The 16,648-nt window shown below is 66.0% G+C and carries 17 protein-coding genes; all 17 read left to right on the plus strand.

The genetic code is table 11. From position 1 onward, the window contains the following. Nucleotides 1-22 precede the first annotated feature (22 nt). Nucleotides 23-379 carry a DUF4440 domain-containing protein gene (locus VKI00_RS08800; protein ID WP_324436784.1) on the plus strand — a complete coding sequence of 119 codons (357 nt, stop codon included), beginning with the start codon at nt 23-25 and terminating at the stop codon, nt 377-379. A 77-nt stretch (nt 380-456) separates the two neighbouring features. Then, a complete protein-coding gene (locus VKI00_RS08805; protein ID WP_324436786.1) occupies nt 457-993 on the plus strand; it encodes a YceI family protein in 537 nt (178 codons plus the stop codon). A 54-nt stretch (nt 994-1,047) separates the two neighbouring features. Next, nucleotides 1,048-1,446: a hypothetical protein gene (locus tag VKI00_RS08810; RefSeq protein WP_324436788.1), complete on the plus strand. Its 399-nt coding sequence runs from the start codon at nt 1,048-1,050 to the stop codon at nt 1,444-1,446. Between the two features lie 297 nt (nt 1,447-1,743). Next, nucleotides 1,744-2,121 carry an NADH-quinone oxidoreductase subunit A gene (locus VKI00_RS08815; protein ID WP_324436790.1) on the plus strand — a complete coding sequence of 126 codons (378 nt, stop codon included), beginning with the start codon at nt 1,744-1,746 and terminating at the stop codon, nt 2,119-2,121. Nucleotides 2,122-2,129: 8 nt separating this feature from the next. Beyond that, nucleotides 2,130-2,684 carry an NADH-quinone oxidoreductase subunit B family protein gene (locus tag VKI00_RS08820; protein ID WP_324436791.1) on the plus strand — a complete coding sequence of 185 codons (555 nt, stop codon included), beginning with the start codon at nt 2,130-2,132 and terminating at the stop codon, nt 2,682-2,684. Further along, nucleotides 2,681-3,418 (plus strand): NADH-quinone oxidoreductase subunit C, encoded by a 738-nt coding sequence (locus VKI00_RS08825; protein WP_324436793.1) that lies wholly within the window; start codon nt 2,681-2,683, stop codon nt 3,416-3,418. Before VKI00_RS08820 ends, VKI00_RS08825 begins: the two co-directional genes overlap by 4 nt. Beyond that, the gene (nuoD, locus tag VKI00_RS08830) at nt 3,418-4,746 is read left to right on the plus strand and encodes an NADH dehydrogenase (quinone) subunit D (protein ID WP_324436794.1); all 1,329 of its coding nucleotides are present in this window, start codon (nt 3,418-3,420) and stop codon (nt 4,744-4,746) included. The genes VKI00_RS08825 and nuoD overlap by 1 nt, the downstream gene beginning before the upstream one ends. Then, nucleotides 4,743-5,519, plus strand: a complete 777-nt coding sequence (nuoE, locus tag VKI00_RS08835) for an NADH-quinone oxidoreductase subunit NuoE (protein ID WP_324436796.1) — start codon at nt 4,743-4,745, stop codon at nt 5,517-5,519. The genes nuoD and nuoE overlap by 4 nt, the downstream gene beginning before the upstream one ends. After that, entirely contained in the window at nt 5,519-6,844 is a 1,326-nt protein-coding gene (gene nuoF, locus VKI00_RS08840; RefSeq protein ID WP_324436798.1) for an NADH-quinone oxidoreductase subunit NuoF, read from the plus strand. Before nuoE ends, nuoF begins: the two co-directional genes overlap by 1 nt. Further along, entirely contained in the window at nt 6,841-9,285 is a 2,445-nt protein-coding gene (locus VKI00_RS08845; protein ID WP_324436800.1) for an NADH-quinone oxidoreductase subunit G, read from the plus strand. Before nuoF ends, VKI00_RS08845 begins: the two co-directional genes overlap by 4 nt. Before the next feature lie 16 nt (nt 9,286-9,301). Next, nucleotides 9,302-10,558, plus strand: coding sequence for an NADH-quinone oxidoreductase subunit NuoH (nuoH, locus tag VKI00_RS08850; RefSeq protein ID WP_324436815.1), 1,257 nt, complete (start codon nt 9,302-9,304; stop codon nt 10,556-10,558). Next, complete coding sequence (nuoI, locus tag VKI00_RS08855) at nt 10,551-11,096, plus strand: NADH-quinone oxidoreductase subunit NuoI (RefSeq protein WP_324436802.1); 546 nt, start codon at nt 10,551-10,553, stop codon at nt 11,094-11,096. The genes nuoH and nuoI overlap by 8 nt, the downstream gene beginning before the upstream one ends. Next, nucleotides 11,093-11,893, plus strand: a complete 801-nt coding sequence (locus tag VKI00_RS08860; RefSeq protein ID WP_324436804.1) for an NADH-quinone oxidoreductase subunit J — start codon at nt 11,093-11,095, stop codon at nt 11,891-11,893. Before nuoI ends, VKI00_RS08860 begins: the two co-directional genes overlap by 4 nt. After that, nucleotides 11,890-12,189: an NADH-quinone oxidoreductase subunit NuoK gene (gene nuoK, locus VKI00_RS08865; protein WP_324436806.1), complete on the plus strand. Its 300-nt coding sequence runs from the start codon at nt 11,890-11,892 to the stop codon at nt 12,187-12,189. The genes VKI00_RS08860 and nuoK overlap by 4 nt, the downstream gene beginning before the upstream one ends. Nucleotides 12,190-12,194: 5 nt before the next feature. Then, complete coding sequence (gene nuoL, locus VKI00_RS08870) at nt 12,195-14,087, plus strand: NADH-quinone oxidoreductase subunit L (protein WP_414687155.1); 1,893 nt, start codon at nt 12,195-12,197, stop codon at nt 14,085-14,087. Continuing rightward, on the plus strand, nt 14,084-15,661 hold the full coding sequence (locus VKI00_RS08875) for an NADH-quinone oxidoreductase subunit M (RefSeq protein ID WP_324436808.1): 1,578 nt from the start codon (nt 14,084-14,086) through the stop codon (nt 15,659-15,661). Before nuoL ends, VKI00_RS08875 begins: the two co-directional genes overlap by 4 nt. Next, on the plus strand, nt 15,658-16,648 hold a 991-nt coding region (locus VKI00_RS08880), incomplete at its 3' end, for an NADH-quinone oxidoreductase subunit N (protein WP_324436809.1). The genes VKI00_RS08875 and VKI00_RS08880, both read left to right, overlap by 4 nt.

Below are 16,648 nucleotides of genomic sequence, written 5' to 3' on the forward strand. Positions count from 1 at the left end.
ACAGTCAGCAAGTCATGTCGAGGTGGCCGATCGACTGTTCGCGGCGATCGAGCGAAGCGACGAGGCAACGCTCACCGAGCTCTTCGACGACGACATCGCGGTGTGGCGGGTGGGCGCCCGCCGGGACAACGACAAAGAGCGGGCACTGAAGGTGCTGCGCTGGTTCATCGGTGTCACCACACAGCGCCGCTACCAGATCCTCGACCGCCAGCTGTTCCCCCACGGTTTCGTCCAGCAGCACATCCTGCACGCAACCGGCCAAGACGGCGCATTGATCGCGATGCGGGTCTGCATCGTGATTAGGGTGGGGGTTAACGCCCTGATCAGCCGAATCGATGAGTACTTCGACCCAGCCGACCTCGCCCCGCTGATGAGCTAGCCGGCAACCGGAGGAGCGGCGCACATGACACGCGCCAGCGACGATGCAGAGCGAAGCGATGAGGAGGAGCGGCGCATATGACCACCGTGGAAACACTGCTGAGCGATCCTGACACCGCAGGGGTTTGGAACCTCGTTCCCGAACGATCGACGATCGGCTTCAAGATCAGGAACATGTGGGGCCTGATCGGCGTCAAAGGCCGGTTCAGCGGCCTCAGCGGCGACGGCCAGATCACCGGCAAGGGCGCCATCTTCGGCCGCCTCGACATCCAGGTGGCGTCGTTGCGGACCGGAATCCGTAGACGCGACGCGCACCTGCTGTCCGCCGATTTCTTCGACGCCGAACGCTTCCCGCAGATCAGCGTCGTCGTTACCGCGCTGGAGCCGACCACCGGTAACGCCGCGGATCTACGCGCCACCCTCAGCATCAAGGGCGTCACTGCCCCGGTGTCACTACCGGTCGGGATCATCCTGCTCGACGACGGCTCCGTGCGGGTGTCGGCGCAATTCGAGGTCGACCGGGCCCAGTTCGGCCTGGGCTGGAATCGGTTCGGCATGATCGCCAAGGTGGCGACGGCGTCGGCCGACGCCCTCTTCGTGCGGGCGCCACGGTAGACCGATCGGCCCACTGCGCGGACCGCATAGTCGCTGGGCAGTAGCATCTGGACCGTGTCTGCTACCAGCCCACTGCGGATCCTCGTGTACAGCGACAACGCCAACACCCGCCAGGACGTCATGCTGGCGTTGGGCAAACGGGTGCACCCGGAGCTGCCCGAGTTCAGCTACGTCGAGGTGGCCACCGGACCGGTCGTCATCCAGCGGGTGGACGCCGGAGACATTGATCTGGCCATTCTCGACGGCGAGGCGACCCCGGAGGGCGGCATGGGCATCGCGAAGCAGCTGAAAGACGAAATCACGCAGGGGCCGCCGATCGTGGTGCTGACCGGACGGCGCGACGATGCCTGGCTGGCCAGCTGGTCACGCGCTGAGGCGTCGGTCCCGCAGCCGATCGACCCGATCCGGCTCAGCCGAACGGTGCTCGAGTTGCTGCGGCCTCCGGTGCGTTAGCTGGGCCGCGGACCCAGAACCCAACGGGACACCGGCCGCCGCGGGCAGCCCGCTGAACCCGTCACCCGATGACTCCATCGTCTCGTCAAGGTGCCAAATAGCTTGGCGCCCTTGGCAACTCGCCGGCGACAGATGGCCGCGTAGCCGGTGCATGCTTCGACGGGCCGACCACCCACTGGGCTGTGGTTGAGGTCACATCTAGACTGCTGAGCGCGGGTCCACACAAGATCGCTAGGCTGTGGTTGCGCTCACAGTCCGTCAGCCCATAGACCCACAGTGAGGGAGCGTCTTCGCCGCATGAATTTATACCTACCCATCCTGGTGCTTGGGGGGATCGCCGCTGCTTTCGCCCTCGGCTCGGTCGCCATCGCACAGGTCACCGGCCCGCTGCGCTACAACCGCGCAAAGCTGGAAGCCTACGAATGCGGGATCGAACCCAGCGACCAGCCGGCCAACGCGCCGCACGCGGGCAGCGGGCAGCGGTTCCCGGTGAAGTACTACCTGACCGCGATGCTGTTCATCGTCTTCGACATTGAAATCGTCTTTCTGTACCCGTGGGCGGTCAGCTACGACAAGCTAGGAGTATTCGCGCTGGTCGAGATGCTGGTGTTCGTTCTCACCGTGTTCGTGGCCTACGCATACGTGTGGCGCCGCGGCGGCCTGACTTGGGATTGAGGTAAGACGTGGGTCTGGAGGAGAAACTGCCGAGCGGTCTCTTGCTGACGACCGTCGAACAATTGGCGGGATATTTCCGCAAGAGCTCGTTGTGGCCGGCGACATTCGGATTGGCTTGCTGTGCTATCGAGATGATGGCCACCGCGGGCCCGCGGTTCGACATCGCACGCTTCGGCATGGAGAGGTTTTCGGCGACACCCCGACAGGCCGATCTGATGATCGTTGCCGGCCGGGTCAGCCAGAAGATGGCACCGGTGCTGCGTCAGATCTACGACCAGATGGCCGAGCCCAAATGGGTGCTTTCCATGGGCGTATGCGCGTCGTCGGGCGGGATGTTCAACAACTACGCGATCGTCCAGGGCGTGGACCACGTCGTGCCGGTGGACATCTACCTGCCCGGCTGCCCGCCCCGCCCGGAAATGCTGTTGTACGCAATCCTCAAGCTGCACGACAAGATTCAGGAAATGCCGTTGGGCGTCAACCGCGAGCTGGCCATCGCCGAAGCCGAGAAGGCGGCGCTGGCCGCCCGACCGACGATCGAGATGCACGGACTGCTGCGATGAGCTCACCGGAGCACGACCCGAAGCGGGCAGCCAGCGAGGTCGGTGGCGCTCCCGTGCCCGCCGAGCAATCCGAAAAAGAGGTGATCGACGTCCGCCGAGGCATGTTCGGTGTCCACGGCACCGGCGACACGTCGGGATACGGACGGCTAGTACGCCAGGTCACGATCGACGACGGAAGCCCCCGGCCCTATGGCGGATACTTCGACGAGGTTGTCGATCGGCTGGCCGAGGCACTCAAGGGCGAGGGCGTCGAATTCCAAGATGCCGTAGAGAAAGTCGTGGTCTACTGCGACGAACTCACGGTGCACGTTCGGCGTGAGCTGCTGTCACAGGTGGCCGGCACACTGCGCGACGACCCGCAGTTGCGCTTCGAGTTGTGCCTGGGTGTCAACGGCGTGCACTACCCACACGAAACCGGGGCAGAGCTGCACGCCGTCTATCCGCTGAGCTCGATCACCCACGGGCGTCGTGTCCGGCTGGAAGTGGCTGCGCCGGACAGTGATCCGCACATCCCGTCGCTGTTCGCCATCTACCCGACCAACGACTGGCACGAGCGCGAGACCTATGACTTCTTCGGCATCATCTTCGACGGCCACCCGTCGTTGACCCGCATCGAAATGCCGGACGACTGGCAGGGACACCCCCAACGCAAGGACTATCCACTCGGCGGCGTCCCGGTGGAGTACAAGGGCGCGCAGATTCCCCCGCCCGATCTGCGGAGGTCCTACAGCTGATGAGCGAGACCACTACCCCCAACGGCGAGGGCAGCGGCGGCGAAATCCTGGTGGCCGTCGTCGGCCAGGATTGGGACCAGATCGTCGAGGCCGCCCGCAAGGGCGAACCCGGCGAACGCATCGTCGTCAACATGGGACCCCAGCATCCGTCCACGCACGGCGTGCTGCGGCTGATCCTGGAGATCGAAGGCGAGACGGTCACCGACGCACGGTGCGTCATCGGCTACCTGCACACCGGGATCGAGAAGAACCTCGAGTATCGGTACTGGACGCAGGGCGTGACATTCGTGACCCGAATGGATTATCTGGCACCGTTTTTCAACGAAACTGCCTTTTGCCTGGGCGTGGAGAAGCTGCTCGGCATCACCGACGAGATCCCGGAACGCGTCAACGTCATCCGGGTGATGATGATGGAGCTCAACCGGATCTCCTCGCATCTGGTCGCCCTGGCCACCGGCGGCATGGAGTTGGGCGCGATGACGCCGATGTTCGTCGGCTTCCAGGGTCGCGAGATCATCCTCTCGTTGTTCGAGTCGATCACCGGGCTGCGGATGAACAGCGCCTACATCCGGCCCGGCGGCGTCGCGGCGGACCTGCCACCCGACGCGAAGACCGAGATCGCCGAAGCCCTCAAGAAGCTGAAGGGCTTCTTGCGCAACATGGGCGACCTGCTCAATGAGAGCGCCATCTGGATAGGGCGCACCAAGGACGTGGGCTACCTGGACCTGACCGGCTGCGTGGCCCTGGGAGTGACCGGGCCGTGTCTGCGATCCACCGGGTTGCCGTATGACCTGCGCCGCACCGAGCCCTACTGCGGATACGAGAACTACGAGTTCGACGTGATCACGGACGACGGTTGTGATGCCTACGGCCGCTACATCATTCGCGTCAAGGAGATGTGGGAGTCGGTGAAGATCGTCGAACAGTGCCTGGACAAGTTGCGGCCCGGCCCGACCATGGTGGAAGACCGCAAGATCGCCTGGCCGGCAGATTTGAAGGTCGGCCCGGACGGGCTGGGTAACTCGCCAGAGCACATCGCCAAGATCATGAGCGGCTCGATGGAATCGTTGATCCACCACTTCAAGCTGGTCACCGAGGGCATCCGGGTACCGGCCGGGCAGGTCTACGTCGCCATCGAGTCGCCGCGCGGCGAGCTGGGTGTGCACATGGTCAGCGACGGCGGCACCCGACCGTACCGGGTGCACTACCGTGATCCGTCGTTCACCAACCTGCAGGCCGTCGCCGCGATGTGCGAGGGCGGCATGGTCGCCGACGTGATCACGTCGGTCGCCAGCCTCGATCCCGTCATGGGCGGGGTGGACCGATGACCGAAGCGCAGACTCCCGGCGCGCCAGGCAGCGGCGAGCGGGTGTTCGTCCGCCTCGGCCCGCCGCCCGAGGAGCCTGGCCAGTTCGTCACCGAAGGCGCACCGGAGGCGTACCCCGCAGACGTGCAGGCGCGTTTGGAGGTCGACGCCAAGGAGATCATCGGCCGTTACCCCAATCCCCGCTCGGCGCTGCTGCCGCTGCTGCACCTGGTGCAGTCCGAGGACGGCTACGTGACACCGGCCGGTGTGGAGTTCTGCAGCGAGCAGCTCGGGTTGACCGGCGCCGAAGTCGCCGCTGTCGCAAGCTTTTACACCATGTACCGTCGCGGACCCACCGGCGACTACCTGGTCGGTGTGTGCACGAACACACTGTGCGCGGTGATGGGCGGCGACGCCATCTTCGACTCGCTCAAAGAGCATCTCGGCATCGGCAATGACGAGACGACGTCGGACGGATCGGTCACCCTGCAACACATCGAATGCAACGCGGCGTGCGACTTCGCGCCGGTGGTGATGGTCAACTGGGAGTTCTACGACAACCAGACCGCGGAGTCGGCACGCAAGCTGGTCGACGGGCTGCGCGCCGGGAAACCCCCGGCGCCGACGCGCGGTGCGCCGCTGTGCAAGTTCAAGGAGACCGAGCGAATCCTGGCCGGTTTCCCCGACCCACGTCCCGACGAAGGCCAGGGCGGTGCGGGAGCCGCCACCTTGGCCGGGCTGCACGTCGCCAAGGAACGCAAGATGACCGCGCCAAGCGCAGAGGAAGGTCAGTAATGGGGCCGCAGACACCATTAGCTCCCGTGCTGAGCCGCTTCTGGGACGACCCCAAGTCGTGGACTCTTGACACCTACCGTCGCAACGACGGTTACCAGGCCCTGCAAAAAGCCTTGAAGATGCCGCCGGACGACGTGATCACCGCAGTCAAGGATTCCGGACTTCGCGGCCGTGGCGGGGCGGGCTTCGCGACCGGGACGAAGTGGTCGTTCATCCCGCAGGGCGACAGCGGTGCCGCGGCCAAGCCGCACTACCTGGTGGTCAACGCCGACGAGTCGGAACCCGGTACCTGCAAAGACATTCCGCTGATGCTGGCCACCCCGCACTTCTTGGTCGAGGGTGTGATCATCGCGTCGTACGCGATCCGGGCCAGCCACGCCTTCATCTACGTGCGCGGTGAGGTGCTGCCGGTGCTGCGGCGCCTGCAGAACGCGGTCGCCGAGGCGTACGCCGCAGGTTTCCTGGGCCGCGACATCGCCGGCTCCGGTTACGACCTGGAGTTGGTGGTGCACGCCGGCGCCGGCGCCTACATCTGCGGCGAGGAGACGGCGTTGCTCGACTCGCTGGAAGGCCGCCGCGGCCAACCGCGGCTGCGCCCGCCGTTCCCCGCGGTCGCCGGACTCTACGGCTGCCCCACGGTGATCAACAATGTCGAGACCATCGCCAGCGTTCCACCGATCATCCTCAACGGTGTCGACTGGTTCCGGTCGATGGGCACCGAGAAATCGCCTGGCTTCACGCTGTATTCGCTGTCCGGGCACGTGACGCGGCCGGGCCAATACGAAGCGCCGCTGGGCATCACGTTGCGGGAATTACTGGACTACGCCGGCGGGGTGCGCGCCGGACACCAGCTGAAGTTCTGGACGCCCGGCGGATCCTCTACTCCGCTGCTCACCGATGAGCACCTCGACGTACCACTGGATTACGAAGGCGTCGGCGCGGCAGGTTCGATGCTGGGCACCAAGGCGTTGGAGATCTTCGACGAGACGACGTGCGTGGTGCGCGCGGTGGGGCGGTGGATCGATTTCTACAAGCACGAATCGTGCGGCAAGTGCACACCGTGCCGGGAGGGCACCTTCTGGCTGAGCCAGATCTATGAGCGGCTGGAAACCGGTCACGGCACCGCCGAAGATCTGGACAAGCTGCTCGACATCTCCGACGCGATTCTCGGTAAGTCGTTCTGCGCGTTGGGCGATGGCGCGGCAAGCCCGGTGGCGTCGTCGATCAAGTTCTTCCGCGACGAATACGTCGCGCACATCGAGGGCGGCGGTTGCCCGTTCGACCCCAAGCTGTCCATGCTCGCGCCGAACGGAGACCACGCGTGACCCAGACCGCGGACACCGGCGAGAAGGTCACCCAGCCGGAGCTGGTGACGTTGACCATCGACGGCACCGAAATCAGTGTTCCCAAGGGCACTTTGGTGATCCGGGCCGCGGAGTTGATCGGCGTTCAGATCCCCCGGTTCTGCGACCACCCACTGCTCGATCCGGTCGGCGCGTGCCGCCAGTGCCTGGTGGAGATCGAGGGCCAGCGCAAACCGATGGCGTCGTGCACGATTCCGGTGACCGACGACATGGTGGTACGCACCCAGTTCAGCTCCGAAGCGGCCGACAAGGCCCAGCACGGGGTGATGGAGCTGCTGCTGATCAACCACCCGCTGGACTGCCCGATGTGCGACAAGGGCGGTGAGTGCCCACTGCAGAACCAGGCGATGTCCAACGGGCGCCCCGACTCTCGGTTCCACGACGTCAAACGCACCTTCACCAAGCCGATCAACATCTCCTCGCAGGTACTGCTGGATCGCGAGCGCTGCATCCTGTGCGCGCGGTGCACCCGGTTCTCCGACCAAATCGCCGGCGATCCGTTCATCGAGATGCTGGAGCGCGGCGCACTGCAGCAAGTCGGCATCTACGCCAATGAGCCGTTCGAGTCGTACTTCTCCGGCAATGCCGTGCAGATCTGCCCGGTCGGCGCGCTGACCGGGACCGCCTACCGGTTCCGGGCCCGCCCGTTCGACCTGGTCTCCAGCCCGAGTGTGTGTGAGCACTGCGCGTCGGGCTGCGCCCAGCGCACCGACCACCGCCGCGGCAAGGTGCTGCGCCGGCTGGCCGGTGACGAGCCGGAGGTCAACGAGGAATGGAACTGCGACAAGGGGCGGTGGGCGTTCACCTACGCCACGCAGGGTGACCGGATCACCACTCCCCTGGTGCGCGACGGCAATGATCCCAGCGGCCCTTTGGTCGCTGCGTCGTGGCCGCACGCTGTCGCCGTAGCGGTCGAGGGCCTCTCCTCGGCGCCCGGCGGTACCGGTGTGCTGCCGGGCGGTCGGCTGACCGTCGAGGATGCATACGCCTACTCCAAGTTCGCCCGAATTGTTCTGGGCACCAACGACATCGACTTCCGCGCTCGCCCACATTCCAGCGAGGAGACGCAGTTCCTGGCGGCCCGGGTCGCCGGCACGTCGATCACCACCAGCTACTCCGATCTGGAGTCTGCGCCGGTGGTGCTGCTCGTCGGGTTCGAACCCGAAGAAGAATCGCCGATCGTGTACTTGCGGCTGCGTAAAGCCGCCCGCAAACGCGGACTGCCGGTGCACGCGATCGCCCCTTTGGCCAGCAACGGGCTGAAGAAGTTGCACGGCACGCTGATTCAGACCGCGCCCGGCGCGGAGGCTGCCACCCTGGACGGTCTGGCGACCGGAGACCTGCTGCCCCTCCTTTCTAAGCCAGGCGCGATCATCATCGTCGGCGAACGGCTCGCGAGTGTGCCCGGCGGACTGTCCGCCGCGGCCCGCCTGGCGGACACCACCGGTGCGAAACTGGCGTGGGTGCCTCGCCGCGCCGGAGAACGCGGAGCGCTCGAGGCCGGCGCACTGCCGGGGCTGCTGCCCGGTGGCCGCCCGCTAGCTGACGAGACCGCCCGCGCACAGGTGGCCCAGGCCTGGCACGTCCTCGAACTGCCTTCGGCCGACGGCCGTGACACCGACGGAATCCTGGCCGCGGCCAAAGCCGGAACGCTGGGCGCCCTGCTGGTCGGCGGCATCGAACCGGACGACTTCGCCGATCCCGACGCGGTGCTCGCCGGTCTGGACGCCGCGGGCTTCGTGGTGAGCCTGGAGCTGCGGCGCAGCGCGGTGACCGAACGCGCCGACGTGGTTTTCCCGATTGCGCCGGCGGCCGAGAAGTCGGGGACCTACGTCAACTGGGAGGGCCGAGGGCGTAGCTTCTCCGCCGCCCTGCCGCCCGAGGCCACACCGGACCTGCGCGTGCTCGACACCCTGGCCGACGAGGTGGGCATCGACCTCGGTTTTCCGACGGTGGAGGCAGCGCTCGCCGAGCTCAGCGCGATGGGCGTCTGGGACGGCACGCACGCCGCCGCGCCGGCCGTCGCCGCGGCCGGGGCCGCGAAACCCGGTGCCGGTGAAGCCGTATTGGCCGGGTGGCGGATGCTGCTCGACAGCGGGCGGCTGCAGGACGGTGAGCCGCACCTGGCCGGTACCGCGCGCACGCCGACCGTGCGGCTGTCGGCCGGGACGGCGGACGCGATCGGCGCCAGTGACGGGGACCGGGTCGCCGTCAGCACCGACCGCGGTGCGATCACGCTGCCGCTGAGCATCACCGAGATGCCCGATCACGTGGTGTGGTTGCCGCTGAACTCACCGGGTTCGGCGGTGCACAGGACGTTGGGCGTGACGCCCGGTGCCGTGGTGAAGATTCGCGCCGACGACGATGCAGAGCGAAGCGATGCTGAGGAGCGGCGCAAATGATTGGAGCGGCGACGTGATTCCCGGCTTTGGACACGACACCTGGTGGCTGATCCTGGCCAAAGCGCTTCTCGTCTTCGTCTTCCTTCTGCTAACGGTGCTGGTGGCGATCCTCGCCGAACGCAAGATCCTGGGCAGGATGCAATTGCGGTGGGGACCCAACCGGGTCGGCCCTCGCGGCTACCTGCAAAGCCTTGCCGACGGCATCAAGCTGGCGCTCAAGGAGCCCATCACTCCGTTCGGCGTCGAAAAGCCGATTTTCATCATGGCACCGGCCATCTCGACGATTCCCGCGATCACAGCCTTTGCGTTCATCCCGTTCGGGCCTCAGGTTTCCGTGTTCGGCCACTGGACTCCGCTGCAGGTGACCGACTTGCCGGTGGCGGTGCTCTTCATCCTGGCGCTGTCGTCAATCGGGGTCTACGGCATCGTGCTGGCAGGGTGGTCGTCAGGCTCGACCTATCCGCTGCTCGGCGGGGTGCGTTCGACCGCGCAGGTGATCTCCTACGAGGTCGCGATGGGGCTCTCGTTCGCCACCGTGTTCCTCTTCGCCGGGACGATGTCGACGTCGCAGATCGTGTCGGCTCAAAACCGGGTCTGGTACATCTTCCTGCTGTTGCCGTCGTTCGCGACGTACCTGGTTTCCATGGTCGGCGAGACCAACCGGGCGCCGTTCGACCTGCCTGAGGCCGAGGGTGAACTGGTCGCCGGCTTCCACACCGAGTACTCGTCGCTGAGCTTCGCGATGTTCTACCTGGCCGAGTACATCAACATGACGACGGTGTCGGCGCTGGCCGCCACGCTGTTCCTCGGCGGCTGGCATGCGCCGTGGCCGCTGAACATGTGGGCCGGCGCCAATACCGGATGGTGGCCGCTGTTGTGGTTCACCGCCAAGGTGTGGCTGTTCCTCTTCCTCTACATCTGGCTGCGCGGCACGCTGCCGCGACTGCGTTACGACCAGTTCATGGCACTTGGGTGGAAGATCCTCATCCCGGTGTCGCTGGCCTGGGCGCTGATCGCCGCGACGATCCGCACGCTGCGCAACGAGGGTTATCAGCACTGGACGCCGGTGCTGGTGATCGCCAGCCTCGTCGTCACCGTCGTGCTGCTCTATCTGCTGCAAAGACCGTTTAGCAGCAGGCACATGCGCAAGAAGCAGCGCCGCAAACAGCCGGAGGAGGCCGGGTCCTTAGCGTCCTCCGCGCCGGCATTTCCCACGCCGCCGCTGCCCGGCAAGCCGCCGGCGCCGGCGACCAAGGAGGCTGCCCATGGCTAAGTTCCTCAAATCCCTCGCCGGTTTCGGTGTGACTTTCGGGTCGATGTTCAAGCGTCCCGTCACCGAGATGTATCCGGAAAACCCCGGCCCGGTGGCGCCGGGTTATCACGGCCGCCACCAGCTCAACCGCTACGCCGACGGGCTGGAGAAGTGCATCGGCTGCGAACTGTGCGCATGGGCGTGCCCGGCCGACGCGATCTACGTCGAGGGCGCCGACAACACCGACGAGCAGCGTTTCTCGCCGGGCGAACGCTATGGCCGGGTCTACCAGATCAACTACCTGCGCTGTATCGGATGCGGGCTGTGCGTCGAAGCCTGCCCGACCCGTTCGTTGACGATGACCAACCACTACGAGATGGCCGACGACAACCGCGCCGACCTGATCTATGAAAAGCACCAGCTACTGGCTCCGCTGCTGGAGGGCATGACCCCGACACCGCACCCGAGAGCCGAAGGGGCCACCGACGCCGACTACTACCGCGGCAACGTGACGGCAGAAGGCTTGCGCGACAAGCACAGTTCGGACGTCACACCGTGACCGCTCTGCTGGCCGCCGACGCGCTCGCCCGCACCTCCACCGGTGAGGCGGTCACGTTCTACCTGCTGGGCGCGCTGGCGTTGATCGGTGCGGTGGGTGTGGTGTCGGCCGCCAACGCGGTCTACTCCGCGATGTTTCTGGCGATGACGATGATCATCCTCGCGGTCTTCTACATGGTCGAAGACGCGTTGTTCCTCGGCGTGGTCCAGATCGTGGTCTACACCGGCGCGGTGATGATGCTGTTCTTGTTCGTGCTGATGCTGATCGGCGTGGACTCGGCGGAGTCCCTGGTCGAGACGCTGCGCGGACAGCGGGTCGGCGCAGCGGTGGCCGGAGTGGGATTCGGCATCGTGCTCATCGCCGGGATCGGCACCGTGACGACCGGCGGCTTCACCGGACTGACGCAGGCCAATGCCGGCGGCAACGTCCAGGGTTTGGCGGCGCTGATCTTCTCCAGCTACCTGTGGGCGTTCGAGCTGACCAGCGCACTGCTGATCACTGCGGCCATGGGCGCGATGATTCTGGCGCACCGAGAACGCTTCGAGCGCCGCAAGACCCAGCGCGAGCTGTCGATCGAACGGTTCGGCCCGGGTGGCCATCCGACCCCGCTACCCGGCCCGGGCGTCTATGCCCGGCACAACGCCGTCGACATGGCCGCGCTGCTTCCCGATGGCTCCCACTCCCGGTTGTCGGTGCCCCAGGTGTTGCAGCAGCGGACAGTCGAAGATCTGGAAGTGCGCCCCCGCCCCCGCGGTGGTTCCAACGGCTCCAACGGCTCTGGAAACGGTGCGTCATGAATCCGCAGAACTACCTCTACCTGTCGGCGCTGCTGTTCACCATCGGAGCGGCCGGTGTGCTGTTGCGCCGCAACGCCATCGTGATGTTCATGTGCGTCGAGCTGATGCTCAACGCGGTCAACCTGGCGTTCGTCACCTTCGCCCGGATGCACGGTCAACTCGACGGCCAGATGGTGGCGTTCTTTACCATGGTCGTCGCCGCCTGCGAGGTCGTGGTGGGCCTGGCCATCATCATGACGATTTTCCGTGCCCGCAGATCGGCCTCGGTCGACGACGCCAACCTGCTAAAAGGTTGAGCCTTGTGACAAACATCGCAGACTTCACCTGGCTGGTCGTTGCCCTGCCCGCGGCCGGCGCCGCAATCCTGCTGCTCGGCGGCAGACGCACCGACCCGTGGGGACACCTGCTCGGCTGCGCGACCGCGCTGGCGTCGTTCGGGGTCGGACTGACGCTGCTTAACGAGATGCTCGGCCGGCACGGCGACGCCCGGACCATCAGCCAGAACCTGTTCAGGTGGATCCCGGCCGGCAATCTGCAGGTCGACTTCGGCCTGCAGATTGACCAGTTGTCGATCTGCTTCGTGCTGCTGATCACCGGAGTGGGTTCGCTGATCCACATCTACTCGGTCGGCTACATGGCCGAAGACCCCGACCGCCGAAGGTTTTTCGCTTACCTCAACCTCTTCCTCGCAGCCATGCTGTTGCTGGTGGTGGCCGACAACTACGTCGTCCTGTACGCGGGCTGGGAAGGGGTGGGCCTGGCGTCCTACCTGTTGATCGGTTTCTGGTATCACAAGCCGACCGCGGCCACCGCCGCCAAGAAGGCGTTCGTGATGAACCGGGTCGGGGACGCCGGATTGGCGCTGGCGATCTTCGTGATCTTCGCCAACTTCGGCACGCTGTCGTACGCGCAAGTGTTCGGCCAAGCGGCGGGGGCCAGCCGCGGCGCGCTGACCGCGATGGGGTTGTTGCTGCTGCTGGGCGCCTGCGCCAAGTCCGCGCAGGTACCGCTGCAGGCCTGGTTGGGTGACGCGATGGAGGGTCCCACCCCGGTGTCCGCGCTGATCCACGCCGCCACCATGGTGACCGCCGGCGTGTACCTGATTGTGCGATCCAACCCGCTCTACAACCTGGCGCCCGACGCCCAACTGGCCGTGGTCATCGTCGGCGCCGTCACACTGCTGTTCGGCGCGATCATCGGCTGCGCCAAGGACGACATAAAACGCGCGCTGGCAGCATCGACGATCAGCCAGATCGGCTACATGGTGCTGGCCGCCGGCCTGGGCCCGGCGGGGTACGCGTTCGCGATCCTGCACCTGCTCACCCACGGTTTCTTCAAAGCCGGCCTGTTCCTTGGCTCCGGCGCGGTGATCCACGCGATGGACGACGAGCAGGACATGCGCCGCTACGGCGGGCTGCGTGCCGCGCTGCCGATCACCTTCGTGACGTTCGGGCTGGGCTATCTGGCGATCATCGGTGTGCCGCCGTTCGCCGGCTACTTCTCCAAGGACGCCATCATCGAAGCCGCGCTGGGCGCAGGAGGCGTCCGCGGCTACCTATTGGGCGGGGCCGCGCTGCTGGGCGCGGGGATCACCGCGTTCTACATGACGCGGGTGATGCTGATGACATTCTTCGGCGAAAAGCGTTGGGCCGCAGACGCGCATCCGCACGAAGCGCCCGCGGTGATGACCTGGCCGATGATCCTGCTGGCCGTCGGCTCGGTGTTCTCCGGTGGCCTGCTGGCCTTCGGCGGTGCCTTGCGGCACTGGCTGGAACCGGTGGTCACCTTCGAGGAAAGCTCGCATGTGTTGCCGACGTGGACGTTCACCATCGTGACCCTCGGCATTGTCTTTGTGGGGATCGGCGTGGCCGTCCTGCTCTATGGCTTGCGCGAGGTCCCCGACACCGCGCCCGCTGACGTGTCGGTGCTGACCGTTGCCGCCCGCAGGGATCTCTACGGCGACGCCTTCAACGAGGAGGTGTTCATGCGACCCGGTGCGCAGCTGACCCACGCGCTGGTCGAATTCGACGACCAAGGTGTGGATGGCTCGGTCAATGCGCTGGCGGCGCTGGTGAGCCGGACCTCGGACCGGCTGCGCGGATTGGAGACTGGTTACGTCCGGAACTATGCGCTATCGATGTTCGTGGGCGCGGCGCTGGTCGCCGCGGCGATCCTGGCGGTGCGACTGTGGTGAACAACATGCCCTGGCTTTCCATGCTGTGGCTGGTGCCGTTGGCCGGCGCCGTGATCGTCATCCTGATCCCGCCGGGATTGCGGCAATTCGCCAAATGGCTCGGCCTGGCCATCTCGGTGGCCGCGCTGGTGCTGTCGATCCTGCTCGCGGTCGAGTTCAAGGCCGGCGGCCCGACTTACCAGTTCACCGAAACCCACCGCTGGATACCGGCATTCGGCGCCGGCTACACCCTCGGCGTCGACGGCATCGCCCTGGTGCTGGTGCTGTTGACCACGATCCTGGTGCCGTTGCTGCTGGTGGCCGGCTGGAACGACGGCGGCGAGCGCTCGCGCGGCACCCAGGCTTATGTCGCGTTGACACTGACCATCGAGTCGATGGTGCTGATCTCGGTGATCTCACTGGACGTGCTGCTGTTCTACGTGTTCTTCGAGGCGATGCTCATTCCGATGTATTTCCTCATCGGTGGCTTCGGAAGCGGGGCGCAGCGGTCCCGCGCGGCGGTGAAGTTCTTGTTGTACAACCTGTTCGGCGGCCTGATCATGCTGGCCGCCGTGATCGGGTTGTATGTGGTGACCACTCAGAATGGTCCGGGGACATTCGACTTCCGTCAGATCGTCGCCGCCGTCTCGTCGGGTTCGCTGGGCGCCTCTCCGGCAGTGCTCAAGGCGTTGTTCCTGGGATTCATGTTCGCGTTCGCGATCAAGGCGCCGCTGTGGCCGTTCCATCGCTGGCTGCCCGACGCCGCGGTGGAATCGACTCCCGCGACGGCGGTGCTGATCACCGCTGTGATGGACAAGGTCGGCACGTTCGGCATGCTGCGCTACTGCTTGCAGTTGTTCCCCGACGCGTCAACGTATTTCCGCCCGCTGATCGTCGTCCTGGCGGTGATCGGCGTCATATACGGCGCGATCGTGGCGATCGGACAGACCGACATCATGCGACTGATCGCCTACACATCGATCTCGCACTTCGGCTTCATCATCCTGGGCATCTTCGTGATGACCACCCAGGGCCAGAGCGGGTCGACGCTTTACATGCTCAACCACGGCATATCCACCGCCGCGATGTTCCTGATCGCCGGATTCCTGATCGCGCGGCGCGGCACACGGTCAATCGCCGCGTACGGCGGTGTGCAGAAGGTGGCCCCGGTGCTGGCCGGGACGTTCCTGGTCGCTGGCCTGGCCACCGTGTCGCTGCCCGGGCTGGCGCCGTTCGTCAGCGAGTTTCTGGTACTGATCGGCGCGTACACGCGTTACTGGCTGGCGGCGGCGTTCGGGGTCACCGCGCTGGTGCTGTCGTCGATCTACATTTTGTGGCTTTACCAACGGGTGATGACCGGACCGGTCGCCGACGGCAACGAACGGATCCGCGACCTGATACCGCGCGAAATCGTCGTCGTCGCACCGCTCATCGCGCTGCTCCTGGTGCTCGGGGTGTACCCGAAACCGGTGCTGGACATCATCAATCCCGCGGTGGGCAACACCATGGCCACCATCGGCCAGTATGACCCGCCAACGATTGTGCGGCCAGGTGTCTCACACGTACCGGGGACGGCGGAAGGACCGCACCGATGATCATGCCCACACCCAGCGTCGAATATGGGGTGCTATCACCGATATTCATCGTCTTCGGTGTCGCTGTAGCCGGTGTCCTGGTAGAGGCGTTCCTGCCCCGACGAATCCGCTACGGCGCCCAGGTCATCCTGGCGATCGGCGGGCTGATCGCGGCGTTCGTCGCTGTCGTCATCGTCGGCAGGCAGATTCCGCCGGCCGGCCGCACCGCCGTGCTGAAGGCGTTGGCCGTCGACGGCCCAACTCTGGTGTTGCAGGGCACGATCCTGCTGGTCGCGGTGCTGGCGGTGATCTTCATCGCCGAACGGCGTGACGACGCGAACGCCACCATCGGCCCGGGCGCAGCGACCGCCACGGCCCACGTCGCTGCGGGGTTGGACTCCTTCACCCCGCAAGCCTCCGCGGTGCCCGGCAGCGCGGCCGAGCAGCAAGCGATCCGCGCCGGGGTGCGACAGACCGAGCTCTTCCCGCTGGCCATGCTCGCCGTCGGCGGCATGCTGGTGTTCCCGGCCGCCAACGACCTGCTGACGATGTTCGTCGCACTGGAAGTCCTGTCGCTGCCGCTGTACCTGTTGTGCGGGCTGGCCCGTCATCGCCGCTTGCTGTCCCAGGAGGCAGCGATGAAATACTTTCTGCTGGGCGCATTCTCGTCGGCGTTCTTCCTCTACGGCGTGGCATTTCTGTACGGCGCGACCGGCACACTGTCGCTGCCCGGTATCGCCGATGCGCTGGCAGGCAGCACCAACGACTCGATGGCGTTGATCGGCGTCGCCCTGTTGGCGGTCGGCCTGTTGTTCAAGGTCGGCGCGGCCCCGTTCCATTCGTGGATTCCCGACGTGTATCAGGGTGCGCCGACTCCGATCACCGGGTTCATGGCCGCAGCCACCAAGGTTGCGGCGTTCGGCGCACTGCTGCGGGTCGTGTACGTGGCGCTCCCGCCGCTGCATGACCAGTGGCGGCCCATGCTGTGGGCGATCTCGATCCTGACCA

The sequence above is a fragment of the Mycobacterium sp. genome (assembly GCF_035314665.1).
In the GTDB taxonomy this organism is placed as follows: domain Bacteria; phylum Actinomycetota; class Actinomycetes; order Mycobacteriales; family Mycobacteriaceae; genus Mycobacterium.